This is a genomic window from Paraburkholderia sp. BL18I3N2 (assembly GCF_003001875.1).
GTDB classification, from domain to species: Bacteria; Pseudomonadota; Gammaproteobacteria; order Burkholderiales; family Burkholderiaceae; genus Paraburkholderia; species Paraburkholderia phytofirmans.
The window spans coordinates 21041-37582 of sequence record NZ_PVNC01000005.1; the positions used below are offsets into that span (position 1 = coordinate 21041).

Genomic DNA, 16542 nt, shown 5'->3' on the forward strand with positions numbered 1-16542 from the left:
GAGAAGTCATGCCAGTCCGTTGAACATGGACGTCACCCGTCGCGGGTCGACGCAACTTCTAATTCGCTTCCCCCCATGAACACAGCGTTTGCCCTAGGGTCGCAGCAGTCCGGGGAAAATATTACCAACGATTACAATCCGGGCCGTCGTTCGCAGGTTGGTCTGGGAGGTCAGTTCGCGCATGAAAGCATTGAGTGTTCTCCACAGCGAGTCGTCGCGGGGGTGGGGAGGCCAGGAAGTTCGCACGCTCAAGGAGATGATCGCCTTGCGGGAGTTGGGTCATAGCGTCGAACTCGTGTGTCCGGAAGACGCGCGTCTCGGTATACGCGCGCGTGCCGATGGCTTTGCCGTGCATCACGCGCGTATGCGGGCGGGGGCCGATCTGCGCTCCATGCTCACGATCCGCTCGCTGCTGGCGCGTCGCCGCTTTGACGTGCTGAATACGCACAGCGGCCACGACAGCCTCGTCGCCGGCATGGCGGGGCGGCTCGCGGGGACGCCGTTCATCGTGCGCACGCGGCATCTGGCGTTGCCGATCACGTCGCTTGCCACGTACAACTGGATTCCTCATCGCGTGGTCGCGGTCAGCCATCATGTGCGCGACTATCTGATCTCCGCGGGCGTGCAGGAAGACCGCGTGGAGACGATCTACGACGGCATCCTGAAGCCGGAAGCGGCGACTAGTTCCACGTTGCGCGATGAACTCGGACTGGACGCCGATGCGGTGGTCGCCGGCATGGTGGCGATCATGCGCGAGAAGAAGGGCCACGAGGATCTGATCGCAGCCGTCAGGCCGATGCTGGCCGAGCGCCCCAACCTGCATGTCGTGATGGCGGGCGACGGCGTGTGGTTCGAGAAGATCAAGGCGATTGTCGACGGCATGGGTCTCATGCATCGCATTCACTTGCTCGGCTTTCGCACGGACATTACCAACGTGCTGCGCGGCTGCGATCTGTTCGTCTTGCCCACGCATCAGGAGGCGCTCGGACAATCGTTTATCGAAGCGATGGCGGTGGGTTTGCCGGTGATCGGCACGCGCGTGGACGGCGTGCCCGAGTTGATCGACGACGGCGTGAACGGCCTGCTTGTGCCGGCGCATGACATCGATTCATTGCGCAGCGCGCTTGCGCGTCTGATCGACGATGCGCCGCTGCGCGCGCGCCTGGGGCTCGCCGCGCGTCTGAAGACCGACAACCGCTTTACGGTGGACGCCATGGCAAACGAGACCATCGACTGCTACATGCGCGGCATCTATGCCGGGCGCGCTTACTACGATGAAAGGCGGGCGGCGGCATGACGAAGTTTGCGCGCGCGGTGCCCGTGCTGATGTATCACCACATCAGCACGTCGCCGGGCATGATCACCGTCTCGCCGGAACACTTCGCCGCGCAAATGGCGTATCTGGCCGGCGCGGGTTATACGACCATCGGCAGCGCGCAACTGTCGGCCTATCTGGCGGGCGAGCCCTTGCCGAAGAAGGCCGTCGTGCTGACTTTCGACGACGGTTATCTCGACAACTGGGTGCACGCGCATCCGGTTCTGCAGGCACATGGATTGACCGCGCTGTGCTTTCTGGTGACGAGCTGGATCGGCGAAGGGCCGGTGCGTGCGCACGCGCGTTCGGGCGGCGCGCTGCCTGCGTTGCTCAATCATCGCGATGGCGAGGTGGCGATCGAAAACGGTGAACCCGATCACGCGATTCTGCGCTGGTCGGAGATCGACGCGATGCGTGAAGCCGGCACGTTCGAATTTCACAGTCATACGCATAGCCACGTGCGGTGGGATCGGGTGTCCGCCAATGCGGAGGAAAAGTGCGCCGGGCTGACACGCGATCTCGCCAGCGCACGTGCCACGTTCGAGCAAAAACTGGGCACCGTGTCGGATCACCTGTGCTGGCCGCAGGGATACCACGACGAGGACTATCGGCGCATCGCAACTGAGGCCGGCTTCCGGCACTTCTACACGTGCGAGACGGGTTCGAACTATTCAGGGCGCAACGATGGCGCGGCGCGCTCGATCACTCGCCTCGAAGTGCGTGACAGGCCGGCTTCGTGGCTGGCCTCGCGGTTGTGGGTGCATACGCGGCCCGCGATCAGCCGCGCGTATCTGAGGATCAAGCGGTAGCGCGCTGGAGTCTGGTTCGGCGCCGCCGCAGGACCCGTTCCCCATCCCTGCGGTTGCCAGGGGCGCCCCATGCCGGCTGCCCGTCACAACTGCGACTCGATCGGCAACAAACCCAGAAACCAGATGCCGACGCGCTTCATGCTCGACACACCAGGTTCGCCGAGTTCCCTGACCGTGCCATCCGGCGCGGTGTCGATCCATACGATCCTGCTCTTGCCGTTGGCGTCCGTACGGGTTTCGAGCCGCCACGCGAGCTGATCCAGCTTCGCCTCGACGCCGTCCGCGACTTGCGCGGCGAGTGGGGCGCTTTCGCAGTACACGCCGATTTCCGTATTGAGCGTAATCGACCGAGGGTCGAGATTCATCGAGCCGATGAAGATGCTGCTTCTGTCGAACACATAGGTCTTCGCATGCAGCGAGGCTTTCGAGGAACCCAGAATCGATTTCTTCTTCTCGTCCGCGTCCTCGCCCGGCGCGGGCTTCAATTCATACAGATGCACGCCGGCGTCGAGCAGATCTTTGCGATAACGCTGATATCCCGCGTGAACCAGGGCGACGTCGGTGGCGGCGAGCGAATTCGTCAGCACCGTGACGCGCACGCCGCGCTGAGTTTGCGCGCGCATCCATTCCACGCCCTTTTTGCCGGGGACGAAATACGGCGAGATGACCAGCACTTCCTTCGCCGGCTCGACACTCAATGCATGGAACTGCGATAGCAGATGTCCCTGCGGGTCGTTGGGCGAGCGGGTGATCTTGGCGGGATCGTCGTAGAGGAGCGTCGCCTTGCCCCAGGAGAAGTCGGCGTCGCGCGCTTGCAGCGTGTCGCGAAGGCGTGCTCGCGCCTGCGTGACGTACGGCGAATCGTACTCGGCCGCGACGAACGCCGTGAGCTTCGCGCGATGGGCCGGCAGCGCGTCCGCATCGGCGGCGTGTCCGGTCAGACTGGCGATCGGGTACGCGGCGTCCGAGTTCCAGAACTCGTCGAAGGCATTCGAGACCTTGTGCACCACGGGTCCGAAAGTCAGCACGTCGAGGTCGCCGAAATCGACCTCGCTGGATGCGCCGAAGTACTCGTCGCCGATATTGCGGCCGCCGAGAATCGCGGCCTGGTTGTCCGCGATCAGCGCCTTGTTGTGCATGCGCCGGTTGACCCGGCTGAACTCGAGCGCGGTCCCCAGCTTCTTGAAGGTCCGGTTGGCAATCGGATTGAAGAGCCGTATTTCGATGTTGGGGTGTGAGCTGATGGCGAGCAGAACTTTATCGTCGGCGCCCGTGCCCAGATCGTCCAGCAGAACGCGAACCCTGACGCCGCGATCGGCGGCCTTGAGCACGGCGTCGGCCAGGTGGCGCCCGGTCAGATCGTCGTGCCAGATGTAGTACTGCAGGTCGAGGGTGCGCTCGGCTGTCTCAGCCAGGACGATGCGGGCGAGCAGGGCATCGACGCCGTTGGGCAGCAAATGGAACGCGCTGTTGTCGGGATGCTTGCGCTCCTGCGGGATGAAGGCGGTGGCGAGACGCGTGCTGTCCGTGTCGGTCAGTGCGTGCGTCGTGGTGCGGCCAGTCTGCGGCGGCAAGCTCGCGCAGGCGGACAGCAGCATGATCAGCAAGACTGCAACGAGACCGCGGAGCGTCGCCATGGTTGTGCCCTTCGAACGTGCGTGTCCGTAAGATAGCCGCAAGCGTGAGGCGCGTCGAGTGGAGCGAAGCTGCCGCGCACCGGCGTGGATAGCGGCGATGGGATCGGTGCAAGTTGAAGCCTTGCCAATGCCGCAACGGCGGCCGGGCAAGCGACGAGGTGGGCAACGCGGATCCGCGAGCATTGCAGCTCGCGCTGAACCGGGCCGAGGTCTATGAACGGCTCGGCTCGCCGAAGGCGAACTGGCGCTCGCTCAAGCGCTCGTGTGTGTCGCTGTCGCGCCGAAGTCGCACGCGGTCGGCATGGCATGGCGCTCGGCGCTGTCATTCGTGTGCGGCGATCGCGCGCGGGCGGTGCCGCTGCATATTAGAAATGCGCCGACGCAACTCATGAAGGATCTCGGCTACAAAAAGGACTACCGCTACGCGCACGACGAACCGGATGCATACGCGGCGGGCGAGCATTGTTTTCCCGACGATGTAGCCGAACAACGCTGGTATCGGCCCGTGCCGCGCGGACTGGAATCCCGCATCGGCGACAAGCTCGATCACCTGCGCGAACTCGACGCGCAGGAGCGCGAGAAACGGAAGCGCTAGCGCGCATCGCACGCTGCCGAGCCGGCCGACAGCGCGGGTCACCACTGCATCTGCTGCCGGTTGCCTGCTCGCGAGCCGCGCCTTTGCGTCAGTTGAGCGCGACCGCTGCAGCGGCGCTCACCGGTGAGCCCTCAAGGGCCACCGATTGCGCGCCGTCCGGACCGACGGGCACGTCGCCGACGAGCGTCGTGCGATACAACTGCCGGTCGAAGTCGAGATCGAAAATATCCGTGGGCGCAAGGTGAGCCGTCGCCCGGTTGTCCCAGAACGCGACGCTGCCTGTCTCCCATTTGAATCGCACGGTGAACTCCGGCCGCGTGACATGTTCCCAGAGCAGTTCGAGCAACACCTGGCTTTCGCGCGGGCTCACGCCGACGATCGACTTCAGGAAACTCGGGCTCACATAGAGCGCCCGCTCGCCCGTTTCCGGATGAACCCTGACCAACGGATGTTCGGTGACGAGCGTGCGTTGCTCGACGGCTTTGTTGAACGCTTCCGTGCCGCTCGCGCCGGCCGGCGGCGTGAAACGATGCAGCCCGCGCAGACTGTCGACGAACGCACGCAGCGGTGCGGAAAGCTTCTGATAGGCAGCGACAAGGTTGGTCCACTGCGTGTCGCCGCCATAAGGCGGAATCGTCACGCCGCGCAGAATCGACGCCCACGGCGGATTGAGCGCGGCCGTCACGTCCGTGTGCCAGCCGGTCCATGGGCGTTGCAGCGTTTGTCCCTCGAAACGCGTCGCTTTGCGGTACTTCGAAATCGAGTAGATCTCCGGATGACCGTCCACGTGACCGAATACCGGATGCCCCAAGGTCAGTTCGCCGAACTGTGCCGAGAACGCGACGTGCTGCTCGTGCGTGAGGAACTGCTCGCGAAAGAATACGACGCGCCACTTCAGCAGCGCGGCGCGAATCTCAGCGATCTGGCGCGCGTCGAGCTTCTGCGTGAGATCGACACCGTGGATTTCCGCGCCGATATGCGCGGAAAGCGGCGTGACCTGAACGGACTGTATGTCCTGCACTGCGGCTGCATTCATGAAAGGCTCCTGATGTCCTGATGTCCTGATGTCTTTGTGAAGAGACGGTGTCCGGCGGCGTGCATGCCGTCGCCAGATCAGCTTGCTATCGCGGCTACCTGCTGCGCCGTTGACGCATAACGATTCACAGGGCGCGGCAGCCCGAGGTTTTCGCGCAGTGTGCTTCCCTCGTATTCCGTGCGGAACAGTCCGCGCCGTTGCAACTCCGGCACCACCAGGTCGGCGAATTCCGTCAAGCCACCCGGCAACCATGGCGACATGATGTTGAAACCATCGGCGCCTTCTTCTTCGAACCATTGCTGCAACTGATCCGCAATACTCCTGGGCGTGCCGACCACCTGCTGATGTCCACGCGCGCCCGCGATGCGCAGATACAGATCGCGAATCGTCAGGTTCTCGCGCCGCGCGAGGTCGAACAGCAGCCGTTGACGGCTCTTGCCGCCGTTCGTTTCCGGCAATTCGGGCAACGGCCCGTCGACGGGATACTGCGAGAGATTCATGCCGCCCGACATATTCGATAGTAGCGAGAGACCGACGGTCGGGTGGATCAAGTCCTGCAGCGCGGCGAATTTTTCCTCGGCTTCCTCCTGCGTGCGGCCGACAATCGGCAAAATGCCCGGCATGATCTTCAGATGATCCGGCGCGCGCCCATATTTCGCGAGACGTCCTTTGACGTCGCGATAGAACGACTGCGCTTCATCGAGTGTTTGATGCGCGACGAAGATCACCTCCGCGGTTTGCGCGGCGAGCTCGCGCCCGGCCTCGGACGCGCCGGCTTGCACGACGACCGGCCAGCCCTGCGGCGAACGCGCGACGTTCAGCGGTCCGCGCACCTTGAAGTGCTTGCCCGCATGGCCGAGCACGTGCAGCTTGTCCGGGTCGAAGTAGACGCCGCTCTCCTTGTCACGGAGAAACGCATCGTCTTCCCAGCTATCCCACAGACCCGCCACCACGTCGTAGAACTCGCGCGCGCGCTCGTAGCGGACCGCATGCTCCGGATGGCGCTCGGAGCTGAAATTGAGCGCTTCGGATTCCGTGCTCGACGTAACGAGATTCCAGCCCGAGCGGCCGCCGCTCAGATGATCGAGCGAGGCGAATTTGCGCGCGAGGTTATACGGTTCGTTGAATGTCGTGGAGACCGTCGCGATCAGGCCGATGTGTTTCGTCACGACCGAGAGGGCCGACAGCAAGGTCAACGGTTCGAAATGATCGGCGCGCGCGGTGCGGGACAGCGAAGGCAGATTGGTGTCGCGTACGCTCACGCTGTCGGCGAAAAAGATCGCGTCGAATTTGGCGCGCTCGGCGATCTGTGCAAGTTCCGCGTAGTGCGCGAAGTCGAGTCCGCCGCTCGCATGTGCATCGGGATGGCGCCATGCGGCGATGTGATGGCCTGTCTCCATCAGGAAGGCGCCCAGTCTGATCTGCCGCTTCGGCCGTTTTTCGCCGCTCATCGTCTGCTCCGTGAAGATTCGTTGTGTGTGGGGGAGAGCGCGTGCTTCACCATGCGAGCCGCCATTCGGTGATCGGCGGACTCACGGGCGGACTCACTGCTGGAATGCGCGTGCCGTCGTGCAGCTCATCGTCACCGCGGCCATCGCGGTCCACGCGTGATTCACGTCGCGTGCCGTCGTGCCCGGCGAAGTCGGCCAGCACTTCGTCGCGCAAGCGGATGAAGCGTGGATCGTTGCGCTCGCGCGGACGCGGCAACGCGACGTCGACGATCCGCTTGATGCGGCCCGGCCGCGGCGCCAGCGTGACGACGCGGTCGCCCAGGTAAAGCGCTTCGTCCACATCGTGCGTGACGAGGATCATCGTGATGCGTTCGTGTTCCCATATGCGCTGCAACTCGTTCTGCAAGCGGCCGCGCGTGAGCGCGTCGAGCGCGCCGAACGGTTCGTCGAGCAGCAGCACGCGCGGACGATTCACCAGACCGCGCGCGATCGCCACGCGCTGCGCCATGCCGCCGGACAATTGATGCGGGTACGAGTTTTCAAAGCCCTTGAGCCCGACCAGGCCGATATGTTCGGCCACGGCTTCGCGTTTCTCGCGTGCGGAAAGCGGCGCATTACGCAGCGCGGCGAGAATGTTTTGCGACGCCGTAAGCCACGGAAACAGCCGGTGATCCTGAAACACGATCCCGCGTTCGAGCGACGTATCGCGCACCTGGTCGCCCGCGACGACGATCTCGCCGCTATAGTCGGTGTCGAGTCCCGCAATCAATCGCAGCAGTGTGGATTTGCCGCAGCCGCTCGAACCGAGCACGCTGACGAACTCGCCGGCGCGCACGCGCAGGCTGATGTCGTCGAGCACCGCGAGCGGCGTGCCGCCTTGCTGCGCGTAGTGCTTGCTGACGTGAAGAATGTCGATGCTGTCGGAGAGCGTGGAAGAAATCATGAGCGGTCCGGAGAGTGAATGGTCATCTGCAGGTTCAGCGCCTGGCCGACTGGAACCGGCGCGCAAAGATTGCCCGCTCCACGGCGCGCGCCAGCGCGTTCAACGCCCAGCCGGTCACGCCGATCACGATCACGCCGAACAGCACCAGATCCATGCGGAACTGCTCGCTGCCGTCGATCAGCGTGTTGCCGATGCCGCTGCCGGCCACCAGCAGATATTCGGCGCCCAGCGTGGCGAGCCACGAATAGATCAAGGCGAGATAGATGCCGGTGAAAATCGACGGCAGCGCGGCCGGCAGAATCACGGCGCGGATGAGCTGCCATCGCGAGTAACGAAAAGCGCGCGCGACTTCGATATAGGCGCGCGGCACCGCGTGGATGCCGTCGCAAGTGTGCGCGGTGACGGGCAGGAGCGCGGCGAGCGAGAGGAACACGACTTTCGCCACGTCGCCCAGACCGAACCACACGGAAATCAGCGGGATCCACGCAAACAGCGAGATCTGTTTGAAGGTGTCGAAGCTCGGTCCGATCATGCGTGTGGCGAGCCGCGAGAAACCGAGCACGCTACCGAGCAGCAGGCCGCCCAGCGTACCGATCACGAAGCCGCTCGCCTCGCGCGCGAGCGAGGCCGGGAGCGCTTTCAAAAGCGCCCCGCTCTCGATCTGCTGCCATGCTGTGGCGAGAACCTGAGCCGGGCTGACGAGCAGTCCGCTTTTGCTCACGTGCGCTGCCGAAACGATCCACCAGATCGCAATCGCGACGACGGGCAAGACGGCGCCGCGCCAGTCGACGCGTGTCAGCAGCGGGCGGCGCGGTCGGGCCGCGCGTCGGAAGGAAGCGGGCGCGCTGCAATCGCAGGCTGCGCCGGCGGACTGTTCGGGCTGGCCGGAACGCTTGAAGAGCTTCATCGTAGTTTCCTCGCGTGTGGCGCCATGTGCGCGTCGTTCATGCGATCACTCGCGAAATGCCGATGGCTGTCCGCGTCGCAGGCGCGCTTCGAGCGCATCGAGCGCACGATTCACCGCGTAACCGATCGCGCCGACCACGACCACCGACGCCATCACCAGATCGAGTTGAAAGAGTTGGCGTCCGTAGACGATCAGGTAGCCGAGTCCTTCGGAAGACGCCACCAGTTCGACGACCACCAGCGCGAGCCAGGCTTTGGTGAACGCGAGCCGCACGCCCGTGGCGAGCGTCGGCACGGCGGCAGGCAGCACGAGATAGACGATCCGTTGGCAGCCGCTGTACTCGAACACGCGCGCGACTTCATTCAACGCGGCGGGTGTCTGGCGGAATCCCTGCAGGGTGCTCAAGGTGACCGGCACGAGCGCCGCATGCGCGATCAGAATGTATTTGAGCGGTTCGCCCACGCCCACGAGCAACAGCAAAAACGGCAGCCACCCGAGCACCGGAATCTGCACTAGCGCATTGAAGCTCGGCAGCACATAAGCTTCGAGCGTGCGCCACAACCCCAGCGCCGCGCCGAGTGCGAAGCCGAGCAGCGTGCCCGCGCCGAAACCGAGCAGCACGCGCTGCAGGCTGACCAGCGTGTTGCGCGCGAGGTCGCCGCTCCTCGCCAATTCGACCAGCGTCTCGAACACGCGCTCGGGCGGCGGCAGAATCTGCGGGGCGATCCAGCCGCGTTCGCAACCCACGGCCCACAGTGCGAACAGCAGCGCGGGCAACACCCACGGAGCGAGCCGCCACGCGAGCGCGCGCAGGCGCGGCTCGCGAAACAGCGGAACGTGTGGCGTTTGCGGCGTACTGGCAGACGCGAGCCGTTTGCGTTCGACGTGGATTGCGGTTTCGCTCATCGTGATCGCTCCGGTGGGTTAGCTGAGCGGTTTGCCGGCGGCGTCGTAACGCGTCCAGTAGTGGTCGAGCTTTTGCGTGCGCAGCGCGTTGTCGAGATATTTCGTTTCGAACCAGCCATCGACCTCGACCGGCTGGCGAATCAGTTTCAGGTTCAGCGCGTCCGTCGCGACGGCTTTGTAGCGCCCCACGATGAACGGATCGATCAACGGCGAGTTGCGGTCCTTCAACTTCTGATTGGCGAACTCGGCCTGCCATGACGAATAGGGCACGCCGCTTTTGGCCCACAGTTTGAAGAGCGCATCGCGGTTCGCTTCGTCGGAGGACCACTGCGCGCCTTGCACGAACACGTTGACGACGCGCTGCACGATATCCGGATGCGCATGATCGAAATCGTCGACCACGAGCAGATGCGATTGCCGCGTGAATTGCGGACCGTCGTTCTGCGATTCGTAGACCACCTTTGCGAGGCCTTGATCGCGCAGCTTGTACACGTGGTAATCGTTGACCGACGCGTCGATGCCCTTGGAGGCCAGCGCCGCGAGCGAGCTGGCTGTATCCAGATTGATCACGCGCAGATCGCGTTCGTTCAGCTGATTGGCGGCGAGCGCGTTGTCGGCGACGAGTTGCAGATTGGTGCCGCGAAAGATCGACACGCGCCGGCCTTTCAGATCCTTGATCGAATGCACATCCGAATCGGTGGGTACCGCCACCTTGATACCGGTGCGCACGCCCGAGGCGAGTAACAGGTGCGTTTTCAGGCCGTTGGCGCGGGCGAGCACGGCAGGCAGATCGCCCTGGAAGGCGAAGTCGAGCGACTTGTCGGCGATCGCCTCGTTGACCGCCGGGCCGGCACCCTTGAAGAACAACCACTCGACCTTGATGCCGTCGGCGGCGAATTCCTTTTCGAGCGACTGCTGCAATTGCACTGTGGCCGCCGGCGAGCCGCCGAAGGTGGGCGGATCTCCCGTGCCTTGTTGCGCCACACCGATACGGATCACCGCGGGCTTGTCGGCATGGGCGTAAGCCGCGGCAAGCGAGAGGGTCGCCACGGCGACGAAAGACTTCAGCAGACGGAAATAGCGCATGCGCAAATACCAATCGAGGGATGGGAGCGGGGATAGAAGCTCAGGTCGGCGGATAACCGGCGCGCCGGCCGCAGGTTCACCTGCCGCAGGAACTACACGTTAGATTCGCGTGCGCTCGAATCCAACCAATCATTGCAGATAAGAAAATCTGCAGAAGTGCGAACCGTGCCGCCCATAGCGCCGCTGCATGGCGCACCGCGAAGCAAGCGCGGAAATCCCGATTTGCATAGTTGAATTCGTCGTTTTGCCGGCGTGTAGCGGATGGCTACCATGCAACGCTTCAGCCATTCATGCGAAGTCCGAATCATGTCCACTGTTGCCTTTCCACCGACCACCGTCGACACTCAAACGCCCGCCGAAAGCGCGGCGCGGCCCGCCGTCATTCGCAGCGCGCAAGACGTTTCACGCATCGTCAACGCCGGCGCCGCGAAGGGCAGCAATGCGCGCGTCGTGATTGCGATCGCGCTCGGCGGCGTCTTTCTGGATGCTTACGATCTGACCTCGCTCGCTTACGGCATCAAAGACATCGCGCGCCAGTTTTCGCTGTCGCCGGTACAGGTGGGCTTCGTTTCATCGGCCATTACTTTTGGGGCGATTCTTGGCGCGCTGTTCGGCGGTTATCTGACGGACCGTATTGGCCGTTATCGTGTGTTCATGGCCGACATGCTGTTCTTCGTGGTCGCGGCGATCGCAGCCGGTCTTGCGCCGAATGCGTGGGTGCTCGGCGGCGCGCGCTTTCTGATGGGTTTCGGCGTAGGTCTCGATCTGCCGGTGGCGATGGCGTTTCTCGCGGAGTTCTCGCGCGTGGCGGGCAAGGGCAACAAGGCGGCCAGCGTCGCCGCGTGGTGCCCGGCGTGGTATGCGGCCACGAGCACCTGCTATCTGCTGATTCTCGGGCTCTATGCAATTCTGCCTGAGCATCAACTTGGCTGGCTGTGGCGTCTGACGTTGGCCTTCGGCGCTGTGCCCGCCATCGCGATCATTCTGGTCCGCAGCCGCTATATGAGCGAATCGCCGGTTTGGGCAGCGAATCAGGGCAATCTCGACGAGGCCGCGCGCATCCTGAAACGTTCGTACGGCGTTGATGCTGTGGTCGAGAAAAGCGACGCCCCGGTTAAAGCGCCGCGCGCCGCTTCATGGCGCAACTACGGCGTGCTCTTCAATACAACGTATCGCCGCCGCACGATTCTCGCCGCGGTGATCGGCAGCGCTTCTTCGTTCGGCTACAACGCGATCATCTTCGGCTTGCCGGTGATCATCACCAGCTTCTTTCATCAGGGCCCGCTCACGACGATCATCGCCGCGCTGGCGCTGAACCTGGCATTTGCGTTCGTCGGCGGTCTGATCGGCGTGCGTACCGCGCCCACTGTCGGCGCGTGGAAAATGACGGTGCTCGGACACGCGCTGCAGTTCGCCTCGCTGATCGGCCTCGCGCTGATCGGCAAACCCGGCAGCGGCGCGCTCGTCGTAGTCGCGATCCTGCTGCTCGGCGGCTATCTGTTCGGGCAAGGTTTCGGACCCGGCTCCCATTCGATGACGTATGCCTCGCTGAGCTATCCCACGTCGTTGCGCGGAATCGGTGTGGGTTTCAATCAGACGCTGGTGCGTTCCGCGTCGACGGTCTCGCTGTTTCTCTTTCCGGTGCTTGCCGCCGCGCTCGGCACGAAGGTGTTCTGGCTCATCGCAATCGCACCGCTGAGTTCGCTGCTCACGTTGCTGGTGATCCGGTGGGAGCCGTCGGGCTATGACATCGACGGCGAGGATTACGACGTCGAGCCGGCTTTGGCGGGGACGCGTTAATGTCCTCGCCTATCGCCCAGCCGGATTCACCGCCGCCGTCGCGCGCTCGCCGTCGCGTGCTTGGCCGCCTTGCGCTCGGCAGCCTCGTTGCCTCGCAGGCCGCATCGGCAAGTGAATTGCTCAAGCCGCTCGAGGTCGCGCCGTCGAGTCGCGTGCCCGGCGCGCCCATACTGGAGCATCCGTACGGCGTGCCGTCGCCGCATGAGGCGGATGTCGTACGGCGCAGCGCACGCGCGTGGCCGCTGCCCGGCGCGGCTTCGTCGATGACGCCGCTCGCCGAATTGCACGGCGCGCTCACGCCCAATGGTCTCGTCTACGAACGCCATCACGGCGGCGTGCCGGACATCGACCCCGATCAGCACAGGCTGGCGATTCACGGACTCGTGCGGACGCCGAAACTGTTCACGATGGACGACCTGCTGCGTCTGCCATCCGAATCGCGCATTCATTTTCTCGAATGCTCCGGCAATACCGGCAATGAATGGAACGGCCCGAGCGGCATGCCGGTGCAACTCACGCATGGTCTGCTGTCGTGCTGCGAATGGACCGGCGTGCGTCTTTCTACCTTGCTCGAAGAAGTAGGCGGCATCTCGGTCTCCGCAAGCGGAACAGCGGGCCGCTGGTTGCTGGCGGAGGGCGCCGACGCCGCTGCGATGACGCGCAGTTTGCCGCTCGAACGGATACTCGACCGCGCGCTCGTGGTTTACGCGCAAAACGGCGAACGCTTGCGCCCGGAGAACGGTTATCCGTTGCGGCTGATCGTCCCCGGCTTCGAGGGTAATACCAACGTCAAGTGGCTGCGTCGGCTGAAGGTGGTCGACGCGCCGTTGCAAACGCGCGAGGAAACCTCGAAGTACACCAGCCTGCTCGCGAACGGCACCGCGCGACAGTTCGCGTTCGAGATGGATGCGAAGTCGGTGATCACGCGGCCGTCACCTGGGCATCGTCTGACGACGCACGGTTATTACCCGATCACCGGCCTCGCGTGGTCCGGGCGCGGCACGGTTCGCAAGGTCGAAGTCTCGACCGATGGCGGCACGACCTGGCGCACCGCGCGTCTGGTCGGCGCGATTCATGATCGCGCGTTGACGCGCTTCGAGGCGGACTGGCATTGGGACGGCGGCGCGGCCGCGATTCTCTCGCGCGCCACCGATTCGACCGGCTATGTGCAGCCGACACGCGCTGAGCTCGTCGCCGCGCGCGGTCTCAACTCGCAATATCACTACAACGCGATTCAGCAATGGCGTGTCGAGGCAAGCGGCGAGGTGCGTAATGCGTGAGGCGCTTTTTGGGCACAAGTCCACACGTGTGGCGCTGGCCGCGTTGCTGTCGCTGACGGCGCTGACGTCGTGTTCATCGGTCGCGCCGTCAGCGCGCAACGCCGAGGCGAACCACGACATTGGCACGCCTCTGACCGCGCAAGACCTCGCCGCCTGGAACATCGACGTCGCGCCGGATGGCCGCGGCCTACCGGCGGGCAGCGGCGACGTCGCCACAGGCGCGCACATCTTCGCCGCGAAATGCGCGGCGTGCCACGGCGCACAGGGCCAGGGCGGCCTCGGCGATCAGCTGGTAGGCGGGCAGGGCACGTTGACGAGCGCGAAGCCGAAACGCACGGTGGGTAGTTACTGGCCGTATGCGACCACGCTGTTCGACTACATCCGCCGCGCAATGCCCTACACCGCGCCCGAATCGCTTTCCGCCGACGAGGTGTACGCGCTCAGCGCATTCCTGTTGAACCAGAACGGCATCGTGCCGGCAAATACGCGGCTCGACGCGGCGTCGTTGCCGCGCGTGGTCATGCCAAATCGCGACGGTTTCGTCGCCGATCCGCGTCCTGGGCGGCTTTGACGGCGCCTGGCGGACACACATCAGGAATGGGCCGGCTGCCCGCAGCGCGTTAAAGCATCGGGTTTATCACTTCAGCAGATATCAGTATCGGATTTGCTTCGTTGTCGGCGCGCGCGCGCGCCGGTAAATTCGTCTGACTGCGCCCTTGCCGGCGTTTCCGAACAGATTCGACCAAGAGTTTCCTGTGACGACTGCCTTTGCACCCACCGCCGCCAGCGAGACTGGCCACGTCCATCAAGCCCAGTCCATCGAGATTCGCGCTTTCGACGCCCCCGTCGGCGCCGAAGTGCTGGGCCTCGACCTCGGCCAGCCGCTGAACGACGACGAGTTCCGCCGCATCCACCGCGCGCATCTGGATCATCACGTGCTGGTGTTTCGCGATCAACGCATCACGCCGGATCAGCAGATTGCCTTCAGCCGCCGCTTCGGTCCGCTGCAGATTCATGTGCTGCATCAGTTCCAGTTGAACGGCTATCCGGAAGTGCTGATCGTCTCCAACATCCTCGAGAACGGCCAGCCGATCGGTCTCGGCGATGCCGGTCATTACTGGCATTCCGATCTGTCGTACAAGGAGAAGCCGAGCCTCGGCTCGCTGCTGCACGCGCAGGAATTGCCTTCGGAAGGCGGCGACACGCTGTTCGCCAACATGCATCTGGCGTACGACACGCTGCCCGCGCATTTGCGTGCCGCCGTGGAAGGGCGTTCGGCGGAACACACGTATCTGGCGAAATACGCGGAGTTGCAAAAACGCAGCCCGTGGCGTCCGAATCTCTCCGCCGAGCAGATCGCGCAGGTCAAGCCGGTGGTGCATCCGATCGTGCGCACGCATCCGGAGACCGGACGCAAGGCGCTCTTTGTCAGTGAGCATTTCACCACCCGCGTGATCGGTTTGCCGGAACACGAGAGCAAGCAATTACTCGATGAACTCTTCGCGCATAGCGTGCGCCCGGAACATTTGTACCGGCATCAATGGGCCGAACACGACATAGTGTTCTGGGACAACCGCTCGTTGATGCATCTCGCAGCCGGCACGCCGGATCATCTGCGCCGCAAACTGTATCGCACGACGATTGAAGGCGACGTGCCGTTCTGACGGCAACGTAGCCCGCTTTACCAACATCACACGCTGACCGGAGTTCCGATGCTCGTCATGTTTCGCCCGACCGCCAGGCGGTCGTCTTTTGCTCGCCGTTTGACCGCGACGCTGCTGAGTTTGTCGACGGCGGTGGCCGGACTCGGCGCAGCCGTGCCCGCGCATGCCGAAGGGCAGATTCGCGTGGCCGAGCAGTTCGGCATCGTCTATCTGCTGCTGAACGTGGCGCGCGACCAGCAGTTCGTCGAGAAGGAAGGGCGCAAGCAGGGACTCGATATCAAGGTCGACTGGGTCAAGCTCTCGGGTGGCGCCGCCGTGAACGACGCGCTGCTCTCAGGTGCGGTGGATATCGCCGGCGCGGGCGTCGGCCCCTTGCTGACGATCTGGGATCGCACGCATGGCAAGCAGAATGTGAAGGGCGTGGCCTCGCTCGGCAATCTGCCGTATTACCTGATCAGCAACAATCCCGACGTCAAGACGATTGCCGACTTCACCGGGAAGGACCGCATCGCGGTGCCGGCCGTCAACGTGTCGGTGCAATCGCGCGTGCTGCAATACGCGGCGGCCAGGCGCTGGGGCGACAAGGATTACAACCGGCTCGACAAGTTCACGCAGGCTTTGCCGCATCCCGACGCGGCCGCGGCGATCATCGCGGGCGGCACGGAAATCACCGGCCACTTCGGCAATCCGCCGTTTCAGGAGCAGGAGCTGGCGGGCAATCCGAAGGCGCACATCGTGCTGAATTCATACGACGTGCTGGGCGGCCCGAGTTCGGCGACCGTCCTGTACGCGACGGAAAAATTCCGCGACAACAATCCGAAAACGTATCGCGCGTTCGTTGACGCACTGGCCGACGCCGCGCGCTTCATCACGGCGAATCCCGATGCCGCGGCCGATATCTACATCCGCACGAATCAGTCGAAGATCGACCGCAATCTGCTGCTGAAGGTCATCAAGGATCCGCAGGTGCAGTTCAAGGTCGCGCCGCAGAACACGTTCGGGCTCGCGCAGTTCATGCATCGCGTCGGTGTGATCAGGAACGAACCGAAGTCCTGGAAGGATTATTTCTTCGACGATCCGGCGACCGCCACCGGAAGCTGAACATGAAGACAT

At 64.0% G+C, this 16542-nt stretch carries 14 protein-coding genes and 1 pseudogene; 8 read left to right on the forward strand and 7 right to left on the reverse strand.

From position 1 onward, the window contains the following. Positions 1-181 precede the first annotated feature (181 nt). Together B0G75_RS15620 and B0G75_RS15625 are read left to right on the forward strand one after the other, a co-directional pair. A complete protein-coding gene (locus tag B0G75_RS15620) occupies positions 182-1297 on the forward strand; it encodes a glycosyltransferase family 4 protein (RefSeq protein ID WP_106306960.1) in 1116 nt (371 codons plus the stop codon). Continuing rightward, positions 1294-2124 carry a polysaccharide deacetylase family protein gene (locus B0G75_RS15625; RefSeq protein ID WP_106306963.1) on the forward strand — a complete coding sequence of 277 codons (831 nt, stop codon included), beginning with the start codon at positions 1294-1296 and terminating at the stop codon, positions 2122-2124. The genes B0G75_RS15620 and B0G75_RS15625 overlap by 4 nt, the downstream gene beginning before the upstream one ends. 83 nt (positions 2125-2207) lie before the next feature. Here the strand turns inward: B0G75_RS15625 and B0G75_RS15630 are convergent, their stop codons facing one another. Beyond that, positions 2208-3761, reverse strand: coding sequence for a phospholipase D family protein (locus tag B0G75_RS15630; RefSeq protein ID WP_106306966.1), 1554 nt, complete (start codon positions 3759-3761; stop codon positions 2208-2210). Positions 3762-3922: 161 nt separating this feature from the next. On the opposite strand from B0G75_RS15630, the pseudogene B0G75_RS15635 reads away from it, so the two are divergent. Next, a pseudogene (locus B0G75_RS15635) lies at positions 3923-4356 on the forward strand (recombination factor protein RarA); the annotation flags it as partial. 88 nt (positions 4357-4444) lie between these two features. Here the strand turns inward: B0G75_RS15635 and B0G75_RS15640 are convergent. From B0G75_RS15640 to B0G75_RS15665, 6 genes are all read right to left on the reverse strand, one after another. After that, positions 4445-5392: a TauD/TfdA family dioxygenase gene (locus B0G75_RS15640; protein WP_106306969.1), complete on the reverse strand. Its 948-nt coding sequence runs from the start codon at positions 5390-5392 to the stop codon at positions 4445-4447. Positions 5393-5469: 77 nt separating this feature from the next. Beyond that, positions 5470-6843 carry an LLM class flavin-dependent oxidoreductase gene (locus B0G75_RS15645; RefSeq protein WP_106306972.1) on the reverse strand — a complete coding sequence of 458 codons (1374 nt, stop codon included), beginning with the start codon at positions 6841-6843 and terminating at the stop codon, positions 5470-5472. A gap of 46 nt (positions 6844-6889) precedes the next feature. Continuing rightward, positions 6890-7783 (reverse strand): ABC transporter ATP-binding protein, encoded by an 894-nt coding sequence (locus B0G75_RS15650; protein WP_258194531.1) that lies wholly within the window; start codon positions 7781-7783, stop codon positions 6890-6892. Between the two features lie 37 nt (positions 7784-7820). Beyond that, positions 7821-8693: an ABC transporter permease gene (locus tag B0G75_RS15655; protein ID WP_106306978.1), complete on the reverse strand. Its 873-nt coding sequence runs from the start codon at positions 8691-8693 to the stop codon at positions 7821-7823. A 45-nt stretch (positions 8694-8738) separates the two neighbouring features. Further along, positions 8739-9599: an ABC transporter permease gene (locus B0G75_RS15660; RefSeq protein WP_106306981.1), complete on the reverse strand. Its 861-nt coding sequence runs from the start codon at positions 9597-9599 to the stop codon at positions 8739-8741. An 18-nt stretch (positions 9600-9617) separates the two neighbouring features. Continuing rightward, positions 9618-10685, reverse strand: a complete 1068-nt coding sequence (locus tag B0G75_RS15665; protein ID WP_106306984.1) for an ABC transporter substrate-binding protein — start codon at positions 10683-10685, stop codon at positions 9618-9620. A gap of 306 nt (positions 10686-10991) precedes the next feature. Here B0G75_RS15665 and B0G75_RS15670 point away from each other — a divergent pair, with 306 nt between their 5' ends. From B0G75_RS15670 to B0G75_RS15690, 5 genes are all read left to right on the forward strand, one after another. Next, positions 10992-12485: an MFS transporter gene (locus B0G75_RS15670; protein WP_106307983.1), complete on the forward strand. Its 1494-nt coding sequence runs from the start codon at positions 10992-10994 to the stop codon at positions 12483-12485. Continuing rightward, positions 12485-13765 (forward strand): sulfite dehydrogenase, encoded by a 1281-nt coding sequence (gene soxC / locus B0G75_RS15675; protein WP_106306987.1) that lies wholly within the window; start codon positions 12485-12487, stop codon positions 13763-13765. The genes B0G75_RS15670 and soxC overlap by 1 nt, the downstream gene beginning before the upstream one ends. Further along, on the forward strand, positions 13758-14336 hold the full coding sequence (locus B0G75_RS15680) for a c-type cytochrome (RefSeq protein ID WP_106306990.1): 579 nt from the start codon (positions 13758-13760) through the stop codon (positions 14334-14336). Before soxC ends, B0G75_RS15680 begins: the two co-directional genes overlap by 8 nt. A gap of 184 nt (positions 14337-14520) precedes the next feature. Beyond that, positions 14521-15429 carry a TauD/TfdA family dioxygenase gene (locus B0G75_RS15685; protein WP_106307986.1) on the forward strand — a complete coding sequence of 303 codons (909 nt, stop codon included), beginning with the start codon at positions 14521-14523 and terminating at the stop codon, positions 15427-15429. Between the two features lie 48 nt (positions 15430-15477). After that, positions 15478-16530: an ABC transporter substrate-binding protein gene (locus tag B0G75_RS15690; protein WP_106306993.1), complete on the forward strand. Its 1053-nt coding sequence runs from the start codon at positions 15478-15480 to the stop codon at positions 16528-16530. Positions 16531-16542: the final 12 nt, after the last annotated feature.

Bases quoted from the DNA above. Each gene is read 5' to 3' on its own strand.
- B0G75_RS15630 (WP_106306966.1), bottom strand. From the start codon at position 3,761: ATGGCGACGCTCCGCGGTCTCGTTGCAGTCTTGCTGATCATGCTGCTG.
- soxC (WP_106306987.1), top strand. From the start codon at position 12,485: ATGTCCTCGCCTATCGCCCAGCCGGATTCACCGCCGCCGTCGCGCGCT.
- B0G75_RS15645 (WP_106306972.1), bottom strand. From the start codon at position 6,843: ATGAGCGGCGAAAAACGGCCGAAGCGGCAGATCAGACTGGGCGCCTTC.
- B0G75_RS15690 (WP_106306993.1), top strand. From the start codon at position 15,478: ATGCTCGTCATGTTTCGCCCGACCGCCAGGCGGTCGTCTTTTGCTCGC.
- B0G75_RS15665 (WP_106306984.1), bottom strand. From the start codon at position 10,685: ATGCGCTATTTCCGTCTGCTGAAGTCTTTCGTCGCCGTGGCGACCCTC.
- B0G75_RS15660 (WP_106306981.1), bottom strand. From the start codon at position 9,599: ATGAGCGAAACCGCAATCCACGTCGAACGCAAACGGCTCGCGTCTGCC.
- B0G75_RS15655 (WP_106306978.1), bottom strand. From the start codon at position 8,693: ATGAAGCTCTTCAAGCGTTCCGGCCAGCCCGAACAGTCCGCCGGCGCA.
- B0G75_RS15640 (WP_106306969.1), bottom strand. From the start codon at position 5,392: ATGAATGCAGCCGCAGTGCAGGACATACAGTCCGTTCAGGTCACGCCG.
- B0G75_RS15620 (WP_106306960.1), top strand. From the start codon at position 182: ATGAAAGCATTGAGTGTTCTCCACAGCGAGTCGTCGCGGGGGTGGGGA.
- B0G75_RS15680 (WP_106306990.1), top strand. From the start codon at position 13,758: ATGCGTGAGGCGCTTTTTGGGCACAAGTCCACACGTGTGGCGCTGGCC.
- B0G75_RS15625 (WP_106306963.1), top strand. From the start codon at position 1,294: ATGACGAAGTTTGCGCGCGCGGTGCCCGTGCTGATGTATCACCACATC.
- B0G75_RS15670 (WP_106307983.1), top strand. From the start codon at position 10,992: ATGTCCACTGTTGCCTTTCCACCGACCACCGTCGACACTCAAACGCCC.